The organism is Streptomyces sp. NPDC093018, assembly GCF_040684035.1.
Taxonomy (GTDB): domain Bacteria; phylum Actinomycetota; class Actinomycetes; order Streptomycetales; family Streptomycetaceae; genus Streptomyces; species Streptomyces murinus.
The window spans coordinates 1-23,175 of record NZ_JBFBFF010000017.1 but is presented as its reverse complement, the minus strand read 5'-3'; the positions used below and the strand labels follow the sequence as shown (position 1 = coordinate 23,175).

24 protein-coding genes are annotated in these 23,175 nt (G+C 70.1%); 10 read left to right on the top strand and 14 right to left on the bottom strand.

The genetic code is table 11. The features are described from left to right. Positions 1 to 166 precede the first annotated feature (166 nt). Positions 167 to 433 (bottom strand): tyrosine-type recombinase/integrase, encoded by a 267-nt coding sequence (locus AB0N90_RS29860; RefSeq protein ID WP_365201910.1) that lies wholly within the window; start codon positions 431 to 433, stop codon positions 167 to 169. A gap of 158 nt (positions 434 to 591) precedes the next feature. Further along, positions 592 to 816 carry a hypothetical protein gene (locus tag AB0N90_RS29855; RefSeq protein WP_365201908.1) on the bottom strand — a complete coding sequence of 75 codons (225 nt, stop codon included), beginning with the start codon at positions 814 to 816 and terminating at the stop codon, positions 592 to 594. Between AB0N90_RS29855 and AB0N90_RS29850 the strand changes: the two genes are divergently transcribed. The 4 genes from AB0N90_RS29850 to AB0N90_RS29835 all read left to right on the top strand — a co-directional run bounded on the left by AB0N90_RS29850 (position 815) and on the right by AB0N90_RS29835 (position 3,524). Further along, positions 815 to 1,495, top strand: a complete 681-nt coding sequence (locus tag AB0N90_RS29850; protein ID WP_365201906.1) for a hypothetical protein — start codon at positions 815 to 817, stop codon at positions 1,493 to 1,495. The genes AB0N90_RS29855 and AB0N90_RS29850 overlap by 2 nt on opposite strands. A gap of 3 nt (positions 1,496 to 1,498) precedes the next feature. Then, positions 1,499 to 2,332, top strand: a complete 834-nt coding sequence (locus AB0N90_RS29845) for an AAA family ATPase (RefSeq protein ID WP_365201904.1) — start codon at positions 1,499 to 1,501, stop codon at positions 2,330 to 2,332. Between the two features lie 224 nt (positions 2,333 to 2,556). Further along, the gene (locus AB0N90_RS29840; RefSeq protein WP_365201903.1) at positions 2,557 to 2,796 is read left to right on the top strand and encodes a hypothetical protein; all 240 of its coding nucleotides are present in this window, start codon (positions 2,557 to 2,559) and stop codon (positions 2,794 to 2,796) included. Next, complete coding sequence (locus tag AB0N90_RS29835; RefSeq protein ID WP_365201901.1) at positions 2,793 to 3,524, top strand: hypothetical protein; 732 nt, start codon at positions 2,793 to 2,795, stop codon at positions 3,522 to 3,524. Before AB0N90_RS29840 ends, AB0N90_RS29835 begins: the two co-directional genes overlap by 4 nt. Before the next feature lie 54 nt (positions 3,525 to 3,578). Here the strand turns inward: AB0N90_RS29835 and AB0N90_RS29830 are convergent, their stop codons facing one another. Both AB0N90_RS29830 and AB0N90_RS29825 read right to left on the bottom strand, forming a co-directional pair. Next, positions 3,579 to 5,054 carry a HEPN domain-containing protein gene (locus AB0N90_RS29830; RefSeq protein ID WP_365201900.1) on the bottom strand — a complete coding sequence of 492 codons (1,476 nt, stop codon included), beginning with the start codon at positions 5,052 to 5,054 and terminating at the stop codon, positions 3,579 to 3,581. A gap of 76 nt (positions 5,055 to 5,130) precedes the next feature. After that, a complete protein-coding gene (locus AB0N90_RS29825) occupies positions 5,131 to 6,381 on the bottom strand; it encodes a helix-turn-helix transcriptional regulator (protein WP_365201898.1) in 1,251 nt (416 codons plus the stop codon). A 151-nt stretch (positions 6,382 to 6,532) separates the two neighbouring features. Here AB0N90_RS29825 and AB0N90_RS29820 point away from each other — a divergent pair, with 151 nt between their 5' ends. Next, positions 6,533 to 6,949: an ATP-binding protein gene (locus AB0N90_RS29820; protein WP_365201897.1), complete on the top strand. Its 417-nt coding sequence runs from the start codon at positions 6,533 to 6,535 to the stop codon at positions 6,947 to 6,949. A 396-nt stretch (positions 6,950 to 7,345) separates the two neighbouring features. Here AB0N90_RS29820 and AB0N90_RS29815 read toward each other — a convergent pair whose 3' ends face one another. Then, positions 7,346 to 7,957, bottom strand: a complete 612-nt coding sequence (locus AB0N90_RS29815; protein WP_365202102.1) for a tyrosine-type recombinase/integrase — start codon at positions 7,955 to 7,957, stop codon at positions 7,346 to 7,348. 39 nt (positions 7,958 to 7,996) lie between these two features. Next, positions 7,997 to 8,293: a hypothetical protein gene (locus tag AB0N90_RS29810; RefSeq protein ID WP_365201896.1), complete on the bottom strand. Its 297-nt coding sequence runs from the start codon at positions 8,291 to 8,293 to the stop codon at positions 7,997 to 7,999. Between the two features lie 292 nt (positions 8,294 to 8,585). Here AB0N90_RS29810 and AB0N90_RS29805 point away from each other — a divergent pair, with 292 nt between their 5' ends. Next, positions 8,586 to 9,173, top strand: coding sequence for a DUF6262 family protein (locus AB0N90_RS29805; protein ID WP_365201894.1), 588 nt, complete (start codon positions 8,586 to 8,588; stop codon positions 9,171 to 9,173). A 206-nt stretch (positions 9,174 to 9,379) separates the two neighbouring features. On the opposite strand, the gene AB0N90_RS29800 is transcribed toward AB0N90_RS29805, so the two are convergent. Next, positions 9,380 to 10,045 (bottom strand): TetR/AcrR family transcriptional regulator, encoded by a 666-nt coding sequence (locus AB0N90_RS29800; protein ID WP_365202100.1) that lies wholly within the window; start codon positions 10,043 to 10,045, stop codon positions 9,380 to 9,382. Positions 10,046 to 10,153: 108 nt separating this feature from the next. Between AB0N90_RS29800 and AB0N90_RS29795 the strand changes: the two genes are divergently transcribed. Then, positions 10,154 to 11,101, top strand: coding sequence for an SDR family NAD(P)-dependent oxidoreductase (locus AB0N90_RS29795; RefSeq protein WP_365201893.1), 948 nt, complete (start codon positions 10,154 to 10,156; stop codon positions 11,099 to 11,101). Between the two features lie 330 nt (positions 11,102 to 11,431). Here the strand turns inward: AB0N90_RS29795 and AB0N90_RS29790 are convergent, their stop codons facing one another. The 3 genes from AB0N90_RS29790 to AB0N90_RS29780 all read right to left on the bottom strand — a co-directional run bounded on the left by AB0N90_RS29790 (position 11,432) and on the right by AB0N90_RS29780 (position 14,216). Next, on the bottom strand, positions 11,432 to 11,698 hold the full coding sequence (locus AB0N90_RS29790) for a hypothetical protein (protein ID WP_365201891.1): 267 nt from the start codon (positions 11,696 to 11,698) through the stop codon (positions 11,432 to 11,434). A gap of 527 nt (positions 11,699 to 12,225) precedes the next feature. After that, positions 12,226 to 13,302 carry a response regulator gene (locus AB0N90_RS29785; protein WP_365201889.1) on the bottom strand — a complete coding sequence of 359 codons (1,077 nt, stop codon included), beginning with the start codon at positions 13,300 to 13,302 and terminating at the stop codon, positions 12,226 to 12,228. A gap of 275 nt (positions 13,303 to 13,577) precedes the next feature. Next, positions 13,578 to 14,216, bottom strand: a complete 639-nt coding sequence (locus AB0N90_RS29780) for a helix-turn-helix domain-containing protein (RefSeq protein WP_365201887.1) — start codon at positions 14,214 to 14,216, stop codon at positions 13,578 to 13,580. Between the two features lie 163 nt (positions 14,217 to 14,379). Between AB0N90_RS29780 and AB0N90_RS29775 the strand changes: the two genes are divergently transcribed. Continuing rightward, complete coding sequence (locus AB0N90_RS29775) at positions 14,380 to 15,831, top strand: amidase (RefSeq protein WP_365201885.1); 1,452 nt, start codon at positions 14,380 to 14,382, stop codon at positions 15,829 to 15,831. A gap of 27 nt (positions 15,832 to 15,858) precedes the next feature. Here AB0N90_RS29775 and AB0N90_RS29770 read toward each other — a convergent pair whose 3' ends face one another. Beyond that, positions 15,859 to 16,494 carry a molybdopterin-dependent oxidoreductase gene (locus AB0N90_RS29770; RefSeq protein WP_365201883.1) on the bottom strand — a complete coding sequence of 212 codons (636 nt, stop codon included), beginning with the start codon at positions 16,492 to 16,494 and terminating at the stop codon, positions 15,859 to 15,861. A 185-nt stretch (positions 16,495 to 16,679) separates the two neighbouring features. Between AB0N90_RS29770 and AB0N90_RS29765 the strand changes: the two genes are divergently transcribed. Further along, entirely contained in the window at positions 16,680 to 17,372 is a 693-nt protein-coding gene (locus AB0N90_RS29765) for a M24 family metallopeptidase (protein WP_365201881.1), read from the top strand. Here AB0N90_RS29765 and AB0N90_RS29760 read toward each other — a convergent pair. Next, positions 17,345 to 20,092 carry a molybdopterin-dependent oxidoreductase gene (locus tag AB0N90_RS29760; protein ID WP_365201879.1) on the bottom strand — a complete coding sequence of 916 codons (2,748 nt, stop codon included), beginning with the start codon at positions 20,090 to 20,092 and terminating at the stop codon, positions 17,345 to 17,347. The two genes, AB0N90_RS29765 and AB0N90_RS29760, sit on opposite strands and share 28 nt — an antisense overlap. After that, the gene (locus tag AB0N90_RS29755) at positions 20,089 to 20,901 is read right to left on the bottom strand and encodes an FAD binding domain-containing protein (RefSeq protein ID WP_365201878.1); all 813 of its coding nucleotides are present in this window, start codon (positions 20,899 to 20,901) and stop codon (positions 20,089 to 20,091) included. The genes AB0N90_RS29760 and AB0N90_RS29755 overlap by 4 nt, the downstream gene beginning before the upstream one ends. 214 nt (positions 20,902 to 21,115) lie before the next feature. Here AB0N90_RS29755 and AB0N90_RS29750 point away from each other — a divergent pair, with 214 nt between their 5' ends. After that, entirely contained in the window at positions 21,116 to 22,690 is a 1,575-nt protein-coding gene (locus AB0N90_RS29750) for a helix-turn-helix domain-containing protein (RefSeq protein ID WP_365201877.1), read from the top strand. Here the strand turns inward: AB0N90_RS29750 and AB0N90_RS29745 are convergent. After that, complete coding sequence (locus AB0N90_RS29745) at positions 22,644 to 23,045, bottom strand: helix-turn-helix transcriptional regulator (RefSeq protein ID WP_361683378.1); 402 nt, start codon at positions 23,043 to 23,045, stop codon at positions 22,644 to 22,646. The genes AB0N90_RS29750 and AB0N90_RS29745 overlap by 47 nt on opposite strands. Between the last annotated feature and the right edge of the window lie 130 nt (positions 23,046 to 23,175).

The window sequence follows — 23,175 nt, the reverse complement described above, 5'->3', positions numbered from 1 at the left end:
TCCAGAAAATACCCCTGACCCTTACTCCTGGGGGTCAAGGGGGTCGCAGGTTCAAATCCTGTCGTCCCGACGGTGAAGTACAAGGTCAGGGCCCTGTTTCGACAGGGCCCTTGATCGTTTCCAGGGGCGTCGTCTCACAATTTCTCACAAACGCTGTTGATCAAGGTCAGCCGAGCAGTTCGGCCAGCTTCTCCGAACCCGCCCTGAGCGACTGCGGGTCGGGGTGCACGTAGGTCCGCTTCAGGAACCCGAGGTCCGAGTGACCGGCCCACGCGGAGACCACCGTGTCCGGCACCCCGTTGTTCGCCATCCACGACAGGCAGGCGTGCCGCGCGTCGTACAATCGCACCTTCCGTACACCCGTGGTGGCCATCAGCTTGTGCGCCTCACGCCGGAGCTTGTCCGTCTTCCACGGCCGACCGAGGCCGTCCACGAGGACGTACCCGCTGTCCTCGTACGCCTCCCCGGCGGCCAGCTTCTTCGCTGCCTGCGGGCGCGGAACGCCTTCAGCGCCCGCAGGACCGGCTTCGGCAGCGGCAGCGTGCGCTTCCCGGCCTCGGTCTTCGCCCCCTTCTCCACGACCTTGTTCCGCTACCCCCTCTCCTGGGTGCGGTCGTAGACGATCGTCCGCGTGTTGGTGCCGACGGCGATCGTCCCGGCCGTCAGGTCCACGTCCGGGCTCCAGCGGGCGCCGCACACTTCCGCCGGACGCTCCGCGATCAGGGCGAGCAGCATGGGGGCGTAGGACCGGTGTCCCTGAATGCCCTCCAGGAACCGCTTCACCTCGCCCTCGTTCCTGAGCGCCGACCGGGACATGCCCAAGACGCTCTCGTACCGGACGGGGCGCGGGGGCCTCCAGATGGTCTTCCGGCTCCCCGAGGGAGAGACCGGCGGGAAGACGGACGGCTACTCGAACGCGCCCGGGGAGGCCGTGGACTTCAAGACGGGTCCGCGTGCCTACGTGATGGTGCCGGGGTCCAAGACGGACGACGTTTACACGGTCGTCCACGACGCCGAACCGGCGCCGCTGCCCGGCTGGGTGGCGGAGCTGGCCCGCTCAGCGCAGCCCGGTACGGGTAGCAGCGTGGTAGCTGGCCGGCCGTCGGGGTCTCAGCTCTCCGACCTGCTGTCCCTTCCGGCCGACGACCCGGCGCGCGGGAACGACTGGCTGGCCGCCGTGGCCGGGCACTACGCGGGCGACGCCTGGAAGTTCGCCCCGCTGCGCGGGTGGTCCTGGTACTCGGACATGGTGCGCGCCGCGAACGCCGCGTCCGCCGACCCGATCAGGGAAGCGGACCTGCTGAAGACGATGCGGTCCATCTGGGACACCGAGACCCGGCAGCACAAGCAGGCCAAGGTGGCTGCCGTGGTGCAGTTGCTCCAGCCCGGCGGGGCGTTCTTCCACAACGTCCCCGAGGTACCTCCGGCAGTGTGGGGACACGGCGAAGAGATCCTGTGGGCCGAAGGTGAGGCACTGCTGATCGGGGCCCCGTAGGGCGTGGGCAAGACGACGCTCGCGCACCAGATCAGCCGGGCGCGCATCGGCCTTCAGCCGACGGTGCTCGGGTTCCCGGTGGCGCCCGGCAAGCGGGTCCTCCTGCTCGCGATGGACCGCCCGGCGCAGGCCCGGCGGGCAGGGGCGCGCATCTTCGCCGGGGACGACCCGCACCGGTTGAGCGAACGCCTCGTGGTGTGGGAGGGGCCGCCCCCGGCGGACCTCGCCCGCCACCCCGAGACCCTGATGCGCATGTGCGAGCAAGCCGGGGCGGACACCGTGGTTGTGGATTCGCTGAAAGACGCGGCCATTGGGCTGTCCGACGACGAGGTGGGGGCCGGGTGGAACCGGGCGCGGCAGTTTGCGCTGCGGGAGGGCGTGCAAGTGCTGGAGCTGCACCACACGGTGAAGCGCGGCGCGAACGGCGCCGAGCCGAACACCCTCGCGGACATCTACGGCTCTACGTGGATCACGTCGGGCGCGGGCTCAGTGATCTCGCTGTGGGGTGAGGCGGGCGACCCGATCGTGAGCCTGCGCCACCTAAAGCAGCCGTTCGCGGAGGTGGGCCCGTTCCGCCTGCTCCACAACCACACCACCGGCACCACGACCGTGCACCACACGGCGGACCTCGTGGCGCTGGCCGGTGCGAGCCGGAGCGGGATCTCCGCCCTGGACGCGGCGAAGGCGATCTTCGAGACGGAGAAGCCGAGCGCAGCGCAGAAGGAGAAGGCGCGGCGCCGTCTGGCCAAGCTCGTGGAGGCCGGGCAGTTGGAGGCGAAGACCGGACCGGCGGGCGCGGGCACGGTCTACCGGGCACCCTCCGGCGCCCTGTTCTGACCGTCCGTACGGGGCCGTGAAGGGGTGCACGAACAGGTACACGCGGCGTTTTCGGCGTGCAGGTGCACGCAAGGCACGCCGGGTGCACGGTCCCGGCAAAGCCGCAGGTCACAGCTACACGCTCAGGTGCACGCGGTACACGCGGCCGAGGTGCACGTTTCCGCCCCCCTGAAAGGGGGGGGCGGAACGCACAACAAGATCAACAACAGTTGAGGAGCAAGATCATGAACCTGTCCATGATGCTGAGCGCCTGCGCCGGGAGCGCGGCCACGACCGGCGTGCTGATGTTCAGCGTGTGGTGGCACGGCACCCACCGCGCGGGGCGCCCCGAGGCGCAGCCGGAGGACGGCCAGGACACCACCGTGGTGCCGCTGGAGCGCCCGGCGGGCACCCGTCCGGTACAGGGCGTGAACAGCTGTCAGGCGGGCGTGCAGGGCGCCCGGAAGGGAGCCGAGGCAGCATGAGCGCGAACGACCCCATGCGCGCGTCCGGAGGGCGCGGACCCCGTGCGCGCATCCAGTTGGCCACCGGCGGCGGAAACGGCCCGGAGACGCCCGAGGACGGCCGCTGTACGGTCCGTACGCGGTCCGGCGGCCGATGCCGTGGCATGGCGATGGCGGTCACCGGGGCGACCGTGTGCCGGATGCACGGTGGCGCAGCACCAGAGGTGCGGGCCGCCGCGCAGCGCCGGGAGGCCACGGCCGAATTCCTGCGCACCTACGGGGACGTGGACGGCCCGCAGGAAGCCCCGGCGGTCATCGTCTCCCGGCTCATCCGGCAGGCGTCCGGCCACGTGGCGTGGCTGCTGGAGCGGGTACAGGAGACCGAGGCCGAAGCCCTGGTGTGGGGCATGACCTCCGAAGTGGAGCGCCAAGGCGGGGAGTTCCCCGGCGTGGACACCACGTACAGCGCGGCCGTGAACGGGCGGGTGCGGCTGTACGGGGAAGAACGGGACCGGCTGCTGAAGATGTGCGATCTCGCGGCCCGCATGGGTGTGGAAGAGCGTCTGGTGACGCTGGCCGAGGTCCAGGCGAAGATCATGTTCGAGGCGATGAACCGGGCGCTGGACGCCCTGGAGCTGACGGCCGCGCAGCGCGCCCGCGTGCCAGAGGTGATGGCCGGTCTTCTGCGAGGCATGGCCGCCGAGGGGCGGCCGGAACTCCCCCACCGTCTGAACACCAGGAAGCCGTAGCCCGTGAGCGCTGCGGCTTCCTGCGTGTAACGAGAAACCAGGCGAGCCGATTGATCAATCAGATTCTTCGAAGACTCGTTTCACTACGTCATCTGGGCACCCCAGGATTCTCAGTGAATGAGCCCGTACTGCCAATTCGAGGATGCGCACCACTTCATCAAGTTCGAACGCATCGTAGCCTCGCGTGCCGTGCGCAAGGTTATTTCGAACGATGCGCAGCGCATTTGCCGGTGTTCTTACTGAGGGGTTGGACATGGTCTCTGTGACGAGTGAGGTAGCCGCGATGCGGTCCATGATGTCAACAGGGAGCGTGCCAGTCATAGACTTCAATACGGCATCGAGGCTCGTGGGAGGGTTCTTCGAAAGGAACTTCTTCAAGAATTGCATCACGTCGCGGTCAGCTACGCTGCTCAGGCTGTCAATGACCTGCTCTCGCTTGGATAGATGGCTAAGCCTGCGCTGGCTGTAATCGTTGCGTGTTTCGTATCCGTGCAGACCTTCCAATGCTTGGATTAGCAGCAAGAAGCGCGACCGTGGGTGCTGGTCGTGTGCGTGCAGCATTGAGCCGTATGTTTCCACCAAAGGGTGGTGCTCTGCTGAATATTTGCGCCATTCGAGAACCAGATCCAAAAGGGATAGTTCGTCAGCCTTAGCTCTGATGGCACTCCGGTGATTCCTAACGTCTTTTTCTGAGCTAGCAAATGGAGCCTGCGTGATACCGGTGCCGTACACCTGGTATTGACCCGCAATGTCAGTCAGCCTGACTGCTACGTACGTCAGATCTTGGGGCTTACCAGTTGCGATTGAGCTGATCCGTCGGAGCGGTTCTATGAATTCGTCAAATGCACCCCGAAGCGATACGCCTTGCTGAAAGGTGACCGTCGCCACCGGGCTAAAACAAAGGCGAAATTCGAATCCGTCTGCGGTTCGCATTCGGCCGTGGTAGCCAACGGAAAGCTCCGTGCCTTCCTTCGCCCACTCGGCTCTTGCGTCCAGGTCGAGATTCGCACTCCACAAATCCTTGGGATTGTCCGGATGTATTACTGGAGTCTGCACGCTCGCGATTGGGGCAGTTCCAGTAAGTGCGTCGAGTGCTGTTATCTGAAATTCTATTGACGACACAAGGGGGATTTCATTGTCGTGTGCGGGCGTCATTTGTGGACTGCGCCGACCAAGGAATTCCCCACCTTTGCTCAAGAGGGCCGCGCTGCCAGTTACGTGCCCTTGGTTCATGGTCCAGTAGGTAATGTGGGCGTCAAGAAGGATTACTGATCCACCATTGGCCAAGGTTCCTGACAGGACTGGAGCTTCTACAACCTGCGGGAAAGAGAAGGAGAACACTCCTTCTTGGGGCTCGTCGCGGTTTAGTGGAAGGCGGCCATACACGGAACCCTTTGGCGTACGGTTCGGCAGTACTTCCAATTGGCCTGGGAGTTCAGTGCTGCCACCCTTTCCGTCGGGGATATTCCATGTGCACAAATAGTCGTCCGGCTCGTATGACAGGCGCAGCGGAGTCTGCTGATCGGACAAAGTTCCTCTTTCCTCGACGCCTTCGCTGAAGGCACTTTGCTAGCTTGACCGACCGGAAACGACGAGTGGCGTACCCCTAAGCAAGCAACAAGTGCCCGTAGTCGGCCAGTACTTCGCGCGCCTCGGGCACGTTCTCGTACCCCTTCAGCCGGTGCAGGACCGTCCGGGCCCGCTCCGCCGTGCGCTCTGAGGAGAGATCGCCGGACGTGTCGATGACGCGGCGGGCCTCTTCGGCAGCCTGCTCGGGCTCGTTGGCGTCGGCCAGCGCCACGGCCAGCCATGAGCGGTACAGCGCGACCTCCCGGGCGTGGGTGGCGTCGTAGCGACCCAGCACGTCCTGGAGCAGCGGCACCGCGCGCAGCGGGCGACGCAGCTCGGTGAACACCCGGGCGTCCATGACCTCCAACTCCTCGCGGTTCACCCAGTAGGCCCACGTTGGCGCGTAAGGGCCGTCCGTGGCATCTAGGGCGGCGTGGGCCTCCCCGAGCGCCCGCAGGGCCGGTTGAGCCTCCCCGGCACGCGTATGCGCCCACGCCACGCGATCCAGGAACAGGGCGCGGGTTGTGGCCGGAGCGTCCGGCCCGGCCTCGGAGACCGCTGCCTTCGCCAGTTCCAGGCCCTCCCGTTCCCGGCCGCTGTTCGTCAGGTGGTAGGCGAGGCTGCCCGCGAGCTGTGCCACCAGCGGCGCGTCCCCGGCCTGGCGGGCGGCCGAGAGACCGAGTCGGTAGGCGTGCTCCGCGCCCTCACCCCGACCGGCGTCGGAGGCGATCCATCCGGCGATCTGGCCCAACTCCCCAATCTGCACGAGCAGGCCGCGCCCCGTCTCCTCGGAGTGCTCGGACTCGCGGTACAGGCGGACGGCGGCGCGCAGCTCCCGGAAGGCGGGGGCGATCAGGTCACCGCCGGACAGCACATCGTCCGCGAGCCGGAGGCCGTGGACGCGAGCCGCCAGGCCGTCCACGGTGGTGGCGCCGATCCGACGGCCACGGGGGGTCGCCAGGGGCTCCAGAGCGCCCCCGTCGGGCAGCAGGTCCGCGAGGGTGGCCGCGACCCCGGGCAAGGGGGCCTGAGCATCCCCCCGGGCGTACGCGGCTGCCTGCTCCAGCTCACGCAGCGGCACACCGAGCACCTGGGCGAAGGTGGGCAGCCACACGTCCGGGATGCGCTCCCCGCGTTCCCACCGGGAGACCTCATTCCGTGTGATCGACTGGGCGCCGGACAAGGCGCACAGCACGGCGGCGAACTGCCGCTGCGAGCGGCCGGAGTGCCGCCGCAGACCGGCGAGGTAGGCGCCGAACTCGCGGCGTCGCTCGGTGATGTCGCTCATGGTGGCCCCCTTCCGTATCTAGTGTGGCCCCTCCCTGGCCCCCTGGTTGGCTCCTCCGCATGATCACGCACTCCGGTTACCTGAACGCGAAGCGCCCCGGCGACCGCGCGAACGGCCCCGGGGCTGGCCGATCTGAAGGAAGCAGACCGACATGCCGCAACCTACAACCCGGGCCCGCCAGACCGGGCACCCCGGGTACAGCGAGATCCTGCCGAGGCAGCCCGAGAGCGCAGCCACCGCGCGGCGCCTGCTTCGTACCGCCTGTGCCGTCTGGGGGCTGGACGCATTGGCCGAGGACGGGGCGCTGATCGTCTCCGAGCTGGTGGCCAACGCCGTGCAGCACGCCCGGCGGGAGTCCATCCGGGTCGTCATCGACCGTCCCGGCGCTGCGCGGGTACGTGTCGGCGTCGCGGATCTCTCCCGGGCGCGGCCGGTGCAGCGCGAAGCCGATGACAGTGAAGAAGTCGGGCGCGGCCTGCGCCTCGTGGCGGCGCTGGCCGCCGACTGGGGCACGGATGAGCGGCGCTGGGGCAAGATCGTGTGGGCGGACCTGGAGGGGCGCGGGTGACGACGGGAGAGGCCCCCGGCCGCAGTGCGGCCCGCGCCCATCTATCGTAGTTGGTCGAGCTGTTCGGCACGGACGGGTGCCTACGGATCAGTACGGTCCCCGCTGAACCCTGCCCGCCCGTCGTTGGTGGAGAGTCCGACGACGACGAGCAGAACTGACCGCCCCAGGGGCGGCGAAGCCCCGGCCGGTGAACTGCACCGAGCCGGGGCTTCGTCGTCTCACGGTCGTCTCACACAGGTCTCACGAACTGCACGGACTGACGTGGAGTTTGTTGCGCTGACCTGGACGTTTTCGCTCTCCCTGGATCTCACGGACCCCCTGGACAGTGTTTCGTTCACTGGGGGTCAAGGGGTCGCAGGTTCAAATCCTGTCGTCCCGACTCGAGAGAGTCGCAGATCAGGGGCGGTTTCGGAGAGATCCGAAACCGCCCCTTGATCTTTTTTGGGGACCAGATGGGGACCAGCGTTCCTTGACCGTGTCAGCGGGTGAGGACGGTCGGGCCGGGAGGGAACGGGGGGCTCGCAGCACGCTGAGGTGTGCGGTGAGTGCCGCGCCGGCGGCCGTGATCTTGTGGGTGTCCGGGTGTAGGTAGCGCTGAGTGGTTGTCAGGGAACCATGGCCGGCGATCTTGCGCAGGACGTGGAGGGGGACTCCGGCGTCGGTGAGCCGGGTGAGTCCGGTGTGGTGGAGGTCGTGGCGGCGCAGGTGCTCGTAGCCCAGCTGGGTGACCACCTCGTTCCAGTGGGTCGCGTCGCGCAGGACCGCGGTGGAGATGCGTCCTGCGCGCGGGCCGGTGAACATGCGTGCGTCGGGGTCGGGGTCGGCGGAGAGGATGTGCTGTGCCACGAGCGGTCGGATCGCTTCGATGATGGGTGCCTTCCGGGCGTGCTTGCCCTTGGTGCCCTTGTCGGTCAGTCCGCCGGGCGCGGGTGTGGTCTGGCGCCGTACTGTCCAGATCCACTGGTTCGTGTCGATGTCTCCGACGCGGCACCCGGAGACTTCTGCGATGCGGGTGGCGGTGCTCGCGGCGAAGAGTACGACATCGCCTCAGCCTCGGTAGTGGTCGTAGGAGGCAGTTACGAGTGCGTCGGCCAGTTGTACGAGCGAGTTCCAGTCGGGCAGGGCGAGGGCCCGTGGGTCGTGGAGTTCGTCCTCGGCCTGCTTGTAGAGCTTCTGCCGGCCGCTGACCCGGGCGGGGTTGACTTTGATGATGCCGTCGCGGAGCGCCTGCTCCATGACGCGGACCAGAACGGCGATGGTGTTCTTGACCGTTGAGCGGCTGTGCTCGTCGGCTATCCAGATACTGCCGGACGGCGCTCGGGCGGTGTTACTGGATGAGGTCAACTCCTTGCGAGATCGGCTGGTGGTGGGTGGCTGAGCGATGGGGGGGCCAGGCGGGTGAGATGTGCGGTCTGCACGCTCAGGTCTGCCATCGGGACGGGCTGGTCAACGGGGCCCGGGCCAAGACGAAGTGGGAGTGGGAGCTGCGGGACGGGGTGATCCGCGGCGGGCTGATCAAGCGGGTCAGCCCGGCGTTGGTCCACGCGTATTTCGACTGTCTGAGCCTGGAGTACCCGCGCGGTGCGTCGCACGGCATGCTGCTCGTTCAGCGGCACGGCCCTGGGCGTGCTCTGCCGTGGGACGCACCGCGCAAACTCTGCGAGCGCGGAGCCAGAAGACCCGAGCCGGTCTCGTCCGCATCAAGAGCGTCGTCGATCAGCTCGCCACGTGCGGCGGCCCGATCACCGTGGCCGCGGTCGCCCGGCAGGCGGACGTCTCGCGCACCTTCCTCTACGAGCGCACTGAGGCCCGCACCATCGTCACCGAGGCCACCCTACGAGCCTGCGGACTGCGAGCGCAGACGGATCAAGACCAGCGCGACGCGCTGGAGGCGGCCTGGCGTGAACGCGCGCTCAACATCGAGGAAGCCCTCAGCAACACCAACGCAGAGGTCGTCAACCAGCGGGAGCGCATCGCTGAACTCCTCGGCCAGATCGCGGCACTCCAGGGCGAGTGGACCGACGCCGACGTCGTGCGCATCACCACCGCCGACGTCAGCCTGCAACGCGAAGTCAGGGCTCTGACGGTCGAACGTGATCGCCTCACCGAACGTCTCTCTGCCGCCCAGGACAACGCGCGGGTTCGCCGGCAAACGCATCGCCGCACTCGAAGCGCAGATCACCGAACAGCTCACCGCACCACCCTCCCGACCACGAGCGGCTGACGGGATGGGACAAGGACTGGCGGGGGAGCTTCGATAGTCGCCAGAATCGCCGGCTGCCCAAACCGGGGATCGTCGGCTATGTTGCCGTGCCGCGCTCACCGCGGACTGGGGCGGCTCCTGCTGGTCTTGCAGTCCATGGCGCGCCGGCCTCCACTGTTCGAAGCGGGAGAAGGCAGAGGATTTGTGCCCGTTCCGTGCGACGCGCGTCAGCTGCGGGGTAGCGCGCCCAGGAGGGTTGCTGTCAGGGCCAGCTTCAAGGAGTCCTTCAACTCCAAGTGGAAGCGGGCCAGGTCGGGCTCGGCCTGGTAGGCCGCCTGCAGGCTGGGCGGGGGCGTGCTGTACGCCGACAGCGCGCCGGCCATGACCATGGTTTGCAGGCTGAACTGTGTTGCGTTCTCGCCCAGCTCCGGCAGGTACTTCTGGATCAGGGCGGTCATGGTTGTCAGGCGGTCCAGGGAGGCGCGCTTGTAGCGTGCTACGACCTCGACGGAGACGTTGTGTTCCAGGACGCTGCCCTGTGCGCCGAAGAGGTCGCACAGCACCGCTCGGCCGGAGAGCGAGCGGCTAAGGATCTCGGCCACCGCTGCCGCTCGCTCGGCCATGGGCAGATTCTCGTCGACGCCGGCCGCCAACTCGCCTGCCAGTTCCTTCAGCCACTCCTGCAGGAAGTGGTCCAGCAGTTCTAGCAGCACCGCCTCGCGAGACTCGAAGTAGCGCAGCACGTTCGGCTTCGCCAGCCCAACCCGGCGGCTGAGCTCGTTCAGGGTGACCGCGGCCACAGGCATCTCGTCGAGCATGGCCGACGCCGTGTCGAGGATCGCCCGTCGGCGCATCTCCCGCTGCTCTTCGGTTCGCGCCCGCTGGAAAGTCACGATCACCAGCCTAGCTTAAGTACCCCTGGTACGTTGACAATGTACCGGGAGTACTTTAACGTCACTGATGCAAGATACCTTCGGTACTTAATTGGACGGGAGTCCGACATGAGTGAAAAGTGGACGACGGCGAATATTCCAGACCAGCGCGGGCGAGTGGCCGTGGTGACCGGGGCCAACACCGGACTGGGGTACGAGACCGCCAAGGCGCTCGCCGAGCGCGGGGCTTCCGTGGTGCTCGCCGTGCGCGACGTCAAGAAGGGCGAGCAAGCTGCGGCCCGCATGACCGGCGACGTGACCGTGCAGGCGCTGGACCTGACCTCGCTCGACTCCGTCCGGACCGCGGCGGCGGCGCTGCGGTCCCGCCTCGACCGGCTCGACCTGCTGATCAACAACGCCGGCGTGATGTACACCCCGAAGCAGACCACCCGGGACGGCTTCGAGCTGCAGTTCGGCACCAACCACCTCGGCCACTTCGCGCTCACCGGGCTGCTGCTGGACCTGATGCTGCCGGTGCCCGGCTCACGCGTGGTGACGGTCAGCAGCACCGGCCACCGCATCCGGGCCGCGATCCACTTCGACGACCTGCAGTGGGAGCGGTCGTACAGCCGGGTCGGCGCCTATGGCCAGTCCAAGCTGGCCAACCTGATGTTCACGTACGAGCTGCAGCGCCGGCTCGCCACGCACGGCACGACCGTCGCGGTGGCCGCGCACCCCGGCATGTCCAGCACCGAGCTCGCCCGCAACACCCCCGCGGCCCTCCGGCTTCCGCTCACCTGGCTCACGCCGCTGATCACCCAGAAGCCGGCGATGGGCGCGCTGCCGACCCTGCGCGCCGCCACCGACCCCGCCGCGCTCGGCGGCCAGTACTACGGTCCCGGCGGACGCAACGAGGTCATGGGCCACCCCCGGCTGGTCACCTCCAGCTCGGAGTCGTACGAGGCAGCCGTCCAGCAGCGGCTGTGGGCCGTCTCCGAAGACCTCACCAGGGTGCAGTTCCCCATCGCTGAGTCCAAGCAGAGCCCGTTTCACTCCGGATCGGCCACCACTCTGTAGCCCGCGCTGGTAGCAGGCGCAGAGCCCACAATCCAAGCGGGCGGCGCCCAATCCCACGAGGCGCACCCACTCCGGTCGAGGGCGACCATCCGCTTGTCGCCGTGCAGGCCGCTTGCGACGGGTACGTCCAAGTGGGCAGTACTTGGCGGCCAGGAAGCCGAGGCGGTCCTCGCGCAGGCGGGACGCGATGACCGCCGTGATCAGGGGCGTGGGCAGGACAAGGTCTCCAGTGAGCAGGGTGGGGCGGGGTGGTTCAGCGGCGTGTGGTGTTGCGCCGGGGCGCTGTACCGGACGCGGGCTTCGCGGGCCGGGCAGGCCGGGCGTGCCCGATCACCGGTGGCGGCATTCCGAGGGTCCAGTGGGCGGGGTTGTCGCTGAATCGAATGCGCGGGTCGGCGGGGAGCCGTCCGTGGTGATCAGGAAGTTGTCGAGGGGCATGCTGGAAAACTCCGTACCGCCGGTCAGCTCGGTGACGAGCGAGGGCGGGGCACCGTCGAGGAGCAGGGGCACCTTGTGAATCGGCCGGTCGAGGTCGTGGACGACGACGCCGTTGTAGCCGCCGGGGGCGGGGCGGGCTATGAAAGAACGGGCATGCATCGGATCGGGCGCGCCGGGCGAAGCTGCGGGGGAACTCGGTGTCGCGCAGCCCCGGGACTTGACTACCGCAGTCAGGGCGGGCTGCACGGCGTCCAGGAGGCGGTGGGTGACGGCGCTGACCTCGGCGGGCGTCTTGGCTGCGGCGAGGGTGCCGAGGTAGGGGGCGATGTCCGGTGCGGGCAGCGGCTGCCCGGGGAGAGGGCGGTCGGCAAGGAAGGATTTCGCATCCCGCGCCGCCCACCGCAGCAGGTCGCTGCGGGTGGCGATGCCGTGGCGCGCGGCGGCGATCTGGTCGGCGTCGCGGCCGACGGTGTCGTACAGCTCGAAGTCGGGATCTCTCAGGGGTACTCCTCGGCGCCAGGGCTACACCCAGCGCAGCCACCGCCCGGCTGCCGGCTGGGGGCAAGGGTGAGCGGCGTTGGGGCATGACGAGGCTTCGCAGTCGGGAGAGTCGGGGCTCAGGGCCGGTTTCGGGGAGGTCCGGGACCGGCCCTGAGGATGTGCGCGGGGCTGCGCCCACGCCGCGTCTACCGGCCGTGTCGCTCCAGGTGGATGGACGTGAACACGGCGACCTTGGCGCGCAGGGCCCAGGGGTCGAAGGGCTTGCTGATGTAGTCGACGGCGCCGGCCGCGTAGCCGCGTGCGGAGTGTTCGGAGCCGAGGCCCATCGCGGTCAGGAAGATGATGGGGATGTCCCGGGTTCTTGAGCGGCGCTTGATGTGGGCGCAGGTCTCGTAGCCGTCCATCTCCGGCATCTGCACGTCCATGATGATGACGGCGAAGTCGTCGTGGTCGAGGAGGGCCTTGAGGGCTTCCCGGCCGGAGGAGACGGTGACGAGTTCCTGTTCGAGCGTCGCCAGTACCGCGGTCATCGCCAGCAGGTTGTCCGGCTGGTCGTCGACGATGAGGATCTTGGGCATGCGCTGACGCCCTGGCGGCAGCGGGGCCGGGGCGGACTGTTCGACCGCCTCCAGCTGGCGTTCGAGCAACTCGCAGCGTCCTTCCGCCGCGGCACGCTGGGCCTGTGCCTCCTCAAGGGCCGCCCCGAGCCGTTCGACCTCCAGTTGGAGCTCGTCACGCTCCTGGATGAGGCCGTACACATCCGGATGCGCCTCCGCGAGCTCGTCCGCCCGTTTCCGCTCCGCGATGCGGTCGGCCTCCAGCTGGTTGAGCCGCGTCTCCAGGTCGGCGATGCGCTGGGTCCGGTCCAGCAGCGCGTCGCCGAGGACGTCGCCGCGGACGCTGGACCGCCGGGAGACATGGTCGGCGTCGGCCAGTTGCTGCTCCAGGATCTCCACGGCGTGCTTGGGCGAGGAGGCGGCGTCCACGGCGGATCCGTACAGGCCCCGTACCAGCTCGATGGCCTCGGTGGTGACGGCGGTGCCGCGATGCTCGGCGACGTCGGTGAAGAGGTCGTTGATCACTCCCCATGGGGGCAGCCGGGTGCCGTTCAGGTAGCGGGAGACCGTGCCGGGGTCGAGCCCGCGGCGGGCCGCGTACCGGCGGACGGACACCTGAAGGCTCTCGAACAGCTCGCGAAGCGCCTCGGCCAGCGCCCGGGAAGCCGCGTTGAGATCGTCTCCCAGAGGCCGTAATTCACCCATGGTGCGCCCCCGTGGCCGTCGTCCCGCTTCTCGCCGCACCGGCGGGCGGAAGTGTCGCGGTCGGTCTCGGCGGTAGCAGGGGGTCCGGATCCATCAAGTCCTCCATTCGTCCGAACCAGGATGGAGGAAGCCGGAGGCGTTGCGGCCCGCGATTGGTCGGCTGGCTCCAACAGGGGCCTGTTGCGCGGGTGTTGTCGCCGTTGGCTGTGAAGTCCCTGGCAGGTCAGGGGCATTGGAGTGTCGGCCGTTGTCGGAGTGTTGCTCCGCAACGCTCTTCAGCGACCGGCAACACCGGCAACATCGGCAACGCCGGTGACGGCAGGCGTCGCGTGCCGGTCCAGTACCGCCTCGATGATCCTCATGAGCCGTTCGCCCGCCTGCCCGACGCTGCCGTTCTGGGCGCTCACCTGGGCCCCTTCGAGGAGGAAGGTGATCTCCGCCGCCGCCATGTCCGGATCGGGCAGTCCGGCCCGCGCGCACAGGTCGGTGAGCCGGTGCAGCTGGCCGGCCTTGTGGGTCTCGATCAGCCGACGGGCCGGGTGGGCGCGGTCCGGCAGTTCCGCGATGGAGTTGATGAACGGACAACCCCGGTGGGAGATCTCGGGAAGTCCGTCGGCGATGAACCGGGCCATCCCCAGGATCTGCTCCCGGGGCTCGTCGGGGTGCGCGTCCGCCAGCCGGTCGAACACCGCGGTGTAGTCGGCCGCGACGATCCGCAGCCACTCCTCGACCAGCGCGTCCTTGGTCGCGAAATGCCGGTACAGCGCCATCTTGGTGGTCTCGGCGCGGTCGGCGATCGCCTGGACGCCCACCGCCTTGATCCCCTCGCGGGAGAAGAGCTCCTCCGCCGCGTCGAGGATCCGCTCCCGCGGGGGCAGCTTGGCCACCCTGCTCTGTCTGCTGGCTCTGTCCATGTCCGCCGTACGGCCCCTCGTCGGTTCCGGTGGAGCGTTGCGCCGCCCCGACCCAATGCTACGGTACCGATCAGTCCCGCACGATACCGCTCGGTATCGTGCGGGACTGATCGGTACCGGTTCTCCGGTTCTCCGATCCTCCGTTTCCCCTGAAGGGACGAACATGAAGCTTTCCGAGTACGTGCGCTACGACGGCGTCGGCCTGGCCGACCTGGTGGCTCGCGGCCAGGTGACCGCCGCGGAACTCGCCGCGACCGCCCAGGCGGCGTCCGACGCGGTGAATCCGCAGCTCAACGCGGTGGTCGAGACCTGGCCCGCGCAGGACATACCGGCTGCGGGCAGTACTCCGCTGGCCGGGGTGCCGTTCCTGATCAAGGACCTCGCCGTCGCGATGGCCGGCAAGCGGGTGGAGCTGGGCAGCCGTATCGCCGCCGGGAACGTCGCCGTGGCCGACTCCTCGCTCATGGCGCGCCTGCGCCGCGCCGGGCTGGTGACGCTCGGACGCACGGCGACCCCGGAGTTCGCGTACAGCACCACCACGGAAGGCGTCCTGTACGGCGCCACCCGTAACCCCTGGGACCCCACCCGCAGCCCCGGCGGCTCCAGCGGCGGCTCGGGAGCAGCGGTCGCCGCGGGCATCGTCCCGATCGCGCATGCCACCGACGCGGCGGGCTCCGTCCGGGTCCCCGCCGCCGCCAACGGTCTGTTCGGGCTGAAGCCGACCCGCGGCCGGATCTCCATGGGGCCGGACACCGACGAGGTCTTCAACGGGCTCGCCGTCCATGGCTTCCTCAGCCGCTCGGTGCGCGACAGCGCCGCGCTGCTGGACCTCGTCCATGGCCCCGAGGCCGGCGACCCCTACGCCGCCCCGCGGCCCGAGCGGCCGTACACGCGGGAGATCACCCGTTCCCCGGGCAGTCTGCGGATCGGTCTCCTCACCCGGCCCTGGGGCGGCCGGGCCGTCGACGGGACGGTCCTCGACGCCGTACACCGCTCCGCGCGACTCGCCGAGTCCCTGGGGCACCGGGTGGCGGAGGTCCAGGTCGAACTGGGCATCGGCTGGGAGGAGTTCGTCCTGGCCAACGCCCGCCTGTGGAGCACCAATCTGGTGACCTGGATCGACGGCTTCGCCACCGCCTTCGAGCGGCCCGTCGACCTCAGCACCCTCGAACCCGAGACGCTCGCCAGTTATGTCTTCGGACGGCGGGTCAGCGGCGCCGAGTTCGTCCACGCGCTCGCGATGCGCAACAGCGTCGCGCGCGCGATCGGCCGCTACTTCACGGAGTACGACCTGCTGCTCACCCCGACCCTGCCCGAACTGCCGGTCCCCTTGGGCACATACGCCGAGGACGCCGACGGCATCGACGGGCTCGGCTGGCTCGAACGGGTCTTCCACCGCTCGCCGTTCACCGCCGCGTTCAACATCGCGGGCACCCCGGCCATGTCCGTCCCCCTGGAGACGGACCCGGCCACCGGACTGCCCATCGGCGTCCAGTTCGCCGCCGGTCACGGCCGCGAGGACGTCCTCTTCCGCCTCGCCGGACAATTGGAGGAGGCCGCTCCCTGGGCACGGCGGATCCCTGCCGTGTGGGCGGGCGGTCCCGACGGCGCCTGACCGCGCTCCCGCCTGCCGGACACGGCCCTAGGAGGCCGGTCCGTGCGGTCCGTCGGTGGCCTCCTCCAGATAGGAGTAGCGCTGCTGCTTCCAGGGATCGGCGATGTTGTGGTAGCCGCGTTCCTCCCAGAAACCGCGCCGGTCGGCGGTCATGTACTCGATGCCGCGCAGCCACTTGGGGCTCTTGTAGCCGTAGAGATGGGGGACGACCAGACGCAGGGGGAAGCCGTGTTCGGCGGTGAGCGGCTCGCCGTTGTGGTGGGTGGCCAGGAGGGTCTCGGGCGAGGTGAAGTCGCTCAGGCGCATATTGGCGGAGTAGCCGTACTCCGCCCAGGCCATGATGTGCCTGACTCCGGGCGCCGGCGGGACCAGGTCCAGGACGGCTGCCGCGGGGATGCCGTACCACTCGTGGTCGGTGGAGGTGGGGCCGCTCGCGCAGTGCAGGTCGGCGACGACGGTGACGCGGGGGAGGTCGGCGAGGCCGTCGAAGGTCCACTCACGCGTCTCGCCGGAGGCGGTGGCGCCGAAGACGCGCAGGTTCCAGCGTTCGGGGCGGAAGCGGGGGACGGGGCCGTAGTGCGAGACCGGCCAGCCGTGCACCTGCCGTTGCCCGGGGGGAATGCGACCGGAGACTCCGGCCGCGGAGGAAGGCGATTCGGCCACGGACCGCGCCCTTTCTCGTCATCTCGTCATCTCGTCCTGATGTTCTACGTCCCTTGCAGCGTAGGCGTTCGCCGTTCTCGATGCCCGCCAGCGCGCGGGGGACGGCGGGCGCATCGCCGGTGACCTGCGGGAGACCCGAGCCGGCCGTCGCGGCCGGGAACGCTCCGGCTGTTACCTTCGGCGCCATGACGGATGACGAACCCACGCGCTCGGCACGACTGCTGGACGCCCAGGCGAAGGCCGAGCGGCTCTTCGCGGAGATCGAGGAGCGCGGTCTGGTCGCGCCGGGGCAGGGGGAGCGGGCCGTCAGCGACCGCGTCCGGGACCTGGCCAACGAGTTGTTCGGCACGACCCGGCACTGGCACAAGCGGATCATCCGCTCCGGGCCGAACACGCTCAAGCCGTACCGGGAGAACCCACCGGACCGGGTGATCGGCGCGGACGACATCGTGTTCGCCGACTTCGGGCCGATCTTCGAGGTGTACGAGGCCGACTTCGGCCGGACCTTCGTCCTCGGCGACGACCCGGTCAAGCACCGGCTGCGGGACGATCTGCCGAGGGTCTTCGCCGCGGGCCGCCGCTGCTTCGAGGCGGACCCGGACATCACAGGCGAGCGGCTGTACACCGAGGTGCGGCGGCTGGCCGCCGAGGCGGGGTGGGAGCTGGGCGGCTGGCACGCTGGGCATCTCGTGGGCGAGTTCCCGCACGAATGGATCGACGGCGCGGACGTGGAGTCGTACATCACCCCCGCGAACGAGACCCCGCTGCGGCGCACGGACAGAGCCGGACGCCGCTGCCACTGGATCCTGGAGATCCATCTCATCGACCGGGAGCGGGAGTTCGGCGGCTTCTACGAGGAACTGCTCACCCTCGGCTGACCCGTCACCCCGGCCCGGTGCAGGGCGAGCCACACCCGGTCGCGGGTCAGCGGGAGTTCGGTGAAGCGGACGCCGGTCGCGTCGCGCAGCGCGTTGGCGAAGGCGGGGGCGACCGGGTTGAAGGGGCTCTCGCTCATGGACTTGGCGCCGAGGGGGCCGATGGCGTCCGCGGTCTCCATGAAGTGGACCTCGGTGCGCGGCACATCGGCGTACTGGGGGAGCCGGTACCGGCGGAACGCGGCCGTCTCGACCTCGCCGCGCGCGTCGATGCGGACGTGCTCGAAGAGCGTGGCCCCGAGCGCCTGCGCGACCCCGCCCTCCACCTGACCCCGGCACTGCATCGGGTTCATGACCTTGCCCGCGTCGGCCGCGTGCACACTGCGCAGGATCCGGATCTCACCCGTGCCGGGGTCCACGGCCAGCCGGAACCACTGGGCGTTGAAGGCGACCGAGCGCGGGGTGCCGCCGAAGTGGCCGTCCGCGGCGAACTCGACGCCGACCGCGCGGGCGGCCGCGTACAGCTCCTTGAGCGGCAGCCGCCCGCCCGGGTGCAGGACGGCCTCCTCCGCCAGGCGGCAGCCGGCACGCGGCACGCGCAGGTGGGCGGCGGCGAAATCGAGGAGCAGGTCGGCGAGGGCGCGGCAGGCCCGCAGCGTGGCCTTGCCCGCGACCACCACACCGGTCGAGGCGAAGGCGCCGGTGTCATGGCGTACGACGTCCGTGTCGGACTGCCGGACGGTGATCCGCTCGACGGTGGTGGCCAGCTCCCCGGCCGCGATCTGCCGGTGCACGGTGGTGGTGCCGTTGCCGAACTCCGCGGTGCCGACGGCGAGATCGAAGCCCCCGTCCGGCAGCAGGGTGGCGCGGGCGTCGGCGATATGGCCGCCCGGCGGGCCCGTGGCGATCATCGCCAGGGCCGCGCCCTCGCCGACCAGCCAGCCCTCGGGCGCGGGATCGCCCCGGGATTCCGTCCGGGCCCGGCGGACGATGCCCAGACACTGGTCGAGGCCGTAGCTGGCGATGTGCAGGTCCTCCTCGTGACCGCCCGGGGTGAGCATCGGCTCGCCGGGGCCGATGATGTTGCGTGCCTTGAACTCCAGGGGATCCAGGCCGAGTCGGCGGGCGAGTTCGTCCAGCGCGGACTCGACGGCGAACATGACCTGGCCGAGGCCGTAGCCGCGGAAGGCGCCGGCCGGGACGGTGTGCGTGTAGACGGCGTAGGCGTCGACCTTCTTGTGCGGGGCGCGGTAGACGGCCGTGGACTCGCCGATGCCGTGGAACATCACCGCCGGGCCGTGGTTGCCGTACGCGCCCGTGTCGGAGACCACCCGCAACTGGAGCGCGGTGAGGGTGCCGTCGCTCCGGGCACCGGCCTTCACCCCGATGGTGAAGGGGTGCCGGGTGGTGGCGCCGTAGAACTGCTCGGCGCGGGTGTACTCCAGCTTCACCGGACGCCGCAGCCGCAGCACCGCCAGCGCGACGATGTCCTCGACGAGCATCTCCTGCTTGCCGCCGAACCCGCCGCCGACCCGGCCCGCGACGACCCGGACCCTGTCGTGCGGGAGATCGTAGAGGGCGCACAGGGCGCGGCGGGTGAGGAACGGGGTCTGGGTGCTGGACCGGACGTTCAGCCGGTCGTCCTCGTCGAGCCAGGCCACCGCGCCGTGCGTCTCCAGACTGGCGTGCTGCACCCGCTGGGTGCGGAAGGTCCGCTCGTACACGGTGTCGGCCGCGGCGAAGCCCGCCTCGATGTCGCCGATCTCGCCGTGCGCCTCGCCGACCACATTGTCGTGGGGGCGGGCGATGCGGGCCGTCGCCGCGTCCTTGTCGTGGACGACCGGGGCGCCCGGACGCATCGCCTCCTCCGGATCGAGGACGGCGGGCAGCACCTCGTACGCGACCTCGATCCGGCGGCAGCCCTCCTCGGCGGCGGCCTCGCTGTCCGCCACCACGGCGGCGACCCGCTGGCCGATGTACCGGACGGTGTCGTCGAGGACGCGGGTGTCGTCCGGGTCCTCCTCGGGATGTTCGTGGCGAGCGGTGGAGAAGTGCCGTTCAGGGGCGTCCTCGTGGGTGAGCACGGCGTGCACGCCGGGGACGCGCAGTGCGGCGGTCGTGTCGATCGCGGTGATGCGGGCATGGGCGTGCGGGGAACGCAGCAGCTTCATGTGCAGCAGGCCGGGGACGTCGATGTCGAAGGTGTAGCGCGCGGTGCCGGTGACGACCTGGGGGCCGGCCGGGGCGGGCAGGCTGCGGCCCACGGACTCGCCCGCGCCGGGAGCCTCCACGTGCTTGATCCCGCGTACGGCGTCCTCGATGGCCCGGTAGCCGGTGCAGCGGCACAGATTGCCCTTGAACGCCCTGGGCAGGTCGGCGAGTTGGTCCTCGTCCAGAGCGGCCGTGGTCATCAGGTATCCGGCGGTGCAGAAACCGCACTGGAAGCCCTGGGCGTCGAGGAACTTCCGCTGCACGGGGTGGAGTTCACCGTCCGGCGAGGCCAGGCCCTCCACGGTGGTGACCGCCCGGCCGTCGGCGCGGAAGGCCGGGTAGAGACAGCTGTGGACGGGCTCCCCGTCGACGTGGACCGTGCAGGCACCGCAGTCCCCGGCGTCGCAGCCCTTCTTCACGCCGAACCAGCCGCGTTCGCGCAGATAGGTGCGCAGACACTGGCCGGGGCGCGGCTCCTCCTCGTGAAAACGGCCGTTGACCTCGATGTTCATCCGGTCACCTCCTCGCGGATCTGCTCCGCGAACCGCAAGGTCATATGGCGCCGCCACTCGGGCAGCCCGTGGATGTCGTCGAACCACTCGCCGTCCGCGACGGCCGAGCCGATGGCCGCCCGCAGCGCCCCGGCGGCCGGCGGCAGCGGGAACCAGAGCCGCACCGGCCGGACGGTCGACGCGGTGACCGTGATCGCGAAGGAGCCGTCGACCGGGTCCAGCCCGCCGATGACCAGCACCCCGGAGCGGCCCAGCCCGTACAGCGACGCCTGCCGGAACGCCGTACGGCAGGACAGGGCGCGGGCCGGCAGCGTGACGGACCGCAGCAGCTCGCCCTCGGCGAGGTCCTTGCGGCCCGCGCCGGTGACGAAGTCGGCGACGCGCACCCGGCGGCGGGCGCCGTCCTGGGCCAGCAGCAGGCACCGGCCGTCGAGCGCGGCGGTGAGGGAGATCATCGGCCCGGCCGGGAGGGCGTTGCAGAGGTTGCCGCCGACGGTGGCCATGTTCCAGATCTTGAAGGATGCCAGGAAGGCCCGGCAGCACTGCTCGAACAGCGGTGCCGCCCGGACCGTGAGCCGCTTGGCGAAGCGGGACAGCTGGGCGATGGTGCAGGTGGCGGCGATCTCCAGCGAGCCGTCCGGGTGGAGTTCCAGCGGTGTCCAGCCGGTCCGGCTCAGGTCCACCAGGCGCCGCAGCCGGGGCTGGGGCTCGGAGAAGAGATAGGTGCCGCCACCCAGCCAGGCGTCGCCCGGCTGCCAGGGCGCGCGATCGCGGGCGTCTTGCACCTCGACCACCGTGTTCAGGTCCATGGCCGTCAGTGAAGCAATCCGACCAGGGCCCGGACGACTGGTTCACCACACGGAAACGCGGACTTTTCCGGGCCGATCCATGGAGGATCAACCAAGAGGCATTCCGCCCGTCTGATCTTGCATTTACGATGCGATGACTCGCACTCACCTGGTGAATGTGAGATGCCGGGCACGCGCCCCGTGCTCGGCTGCCGCACAGGGAGCCAGAGCGCACATGCACGTCGAACACCTCCTCGGGGACGAGTCCCTCGGCCTGCGTCTGCTGTGGGCCGAGGGTGCGCTGCTGCGGCGGGAGATCAACGGGGTGACCGTCACCGATCTGGAGGACCCCGCCCGCTTCGTCCGGCCGGGCGAGGCCGTGCTCAGCGGACTGGTGTGGTGGACGCCGGAGGCCGGCCGGGACAAGGCCGAGCGTTTCGTCTCCGCGCTGCGGGACGCCGACGCCGCCGTGCTGCTGGCGGGGGAGGAGACCCACGGCTCGGTCCCCGACGAGCTGATCGAGGCATGCTCACGGCACGGCATCCCGGTGGCCGGCGTCCCGGCCCATGTGATGTTCCGGTCCGTCACCGAGACGGTCTACCTCCAGCAGTGGGGCGAACTGAGCCGGCACCATGCGCTGCCGGAGTACCTGCGGGGGCGCCTCAGCCGTCTCGCGGCCCGCGACGCCGGTCCGCGGGAGATCGTCGCGACCGCCTTCGCCCACCTCGCGGACGGGGCCGTCGCACACGTCCTCACCGCCGCCGGCCGTACCGTCGCGGTGACCGCGGGCGCGGACGTCCTGCCCGCGTCCGAGGCCGTCGGGGTGCTCACGGGCGGTGGCGGCGTCACCGTTCCCGTCGACTCGGACATCGCTTCCCCGTACGAGCGCTGGTACCTCCACCTGCCCGACCCCGCCGCGGCGCCACCCCGTCTGCTGCACGAGGTCGCCGCGCTCCTCGGCCGCAGCCAGGCGTCACAGGCCCAGCTCCGGACCACCGCGCGTCGGGCGGCCGGTGAACTCGGGGCGCTGCTCGCCGCGGACGGGGCCGACGCGGTCGGTGCCGAGGGCGCGCTGCGGGCGTGCGGGCTGTCCGCCGGGGGGCCGTACCGTGTCCTGGCGGCCGCCACCGGCGCGCGGGGGGAGGGCCTGGCGGAGAGCGCGCTCGCGGAGGTGCTCGCCGGGGTGGGGGCCGAGAGCGCGGCGGTCGGGCGCCTGCCGGACGGCACCGCCTTCGCCGTGCTGCCCGAAGCGACGCCGGGGACCGCCGCGACCACCGGCCTCGGCGAGGTGTGGTCGCGGGTCGCCGCGTGCGAGCGGACCCTGCCACTGCACGGCGGCACCGGCTCCCCGGCGACGGACCTCCAGGATCTGCCCAGGGCGCTGGCCGAGGCCCGCTATGCCCTGGCCTCCGCGCGCAGCACCGCGCCGGAGGCGTCACTGCTCACCGACGCCACGACGCTCACCAGCCTCGAAGCCCTGCTGACCGGCGTTCCGGCACAGGTCCGCGCCGCGTACACCCGCTCCGTCCTCGGACCACTGCTCGACATCCGCAGCACCTCCGCCACGCCGCTGCTGGAGACCTTGACGACCTTCCTCGCCTGCGACGGCTCCTGGGCCCGCACCGCCGAGGCCCTGCATCTGCACGTCAACACCGTGCATTACCGCATCGGACGGATCGAGCGCCTCACCGGCCGCGATCTGTCCCGTCTCACCGACCGTCTCGACCTGTGGGCCGCCCTGCTGTGCCGCGCCGACGCGGGCGTCAGCGGCGATCGACGTGCACGTTCGTCGACTTCACGCGCGCGGTGACCGTGACGCCGACCGCGAGGCCCAACTCCTCGACGGCCTCGCGGGTCACGAGCGAGACCAGCGTGTGCGGCCCGGACTGGACCTCCACCCGGGCCGCCACGTCGTCCACGGCCAGGGCGGTGACGATGCCGGTGAACGCGTTGCGCACGGAGGTGGGCGGTGCGTCCTCGGGGACACCGCGCAGATCACCCGCCGCGCGCTCCGCCGCGAACCGGGCCAGCCCGGCCCCGTCGACAGCCCGGTTCCCCGAGCTGTCCCGGTCCATCGGCAGCCGCCCGCCGTCCGCCCATCGGCGCACGGTCTCCGGACTCACCCCCAGCAGGCGCGCGGCCTGCCCAATGCTGTACGTCGGCACACCAGAACCCTAGGGGGTACGCGGCTGCCGTCGTACGGGGTCAGTCCTCGGTGGGGGTGGTGGGGAGTTTGGACTGGATGAGGTCCATGACGCTGGAGTCGGTGAGGGTGGTGACGTCTCCGAGTTGGCG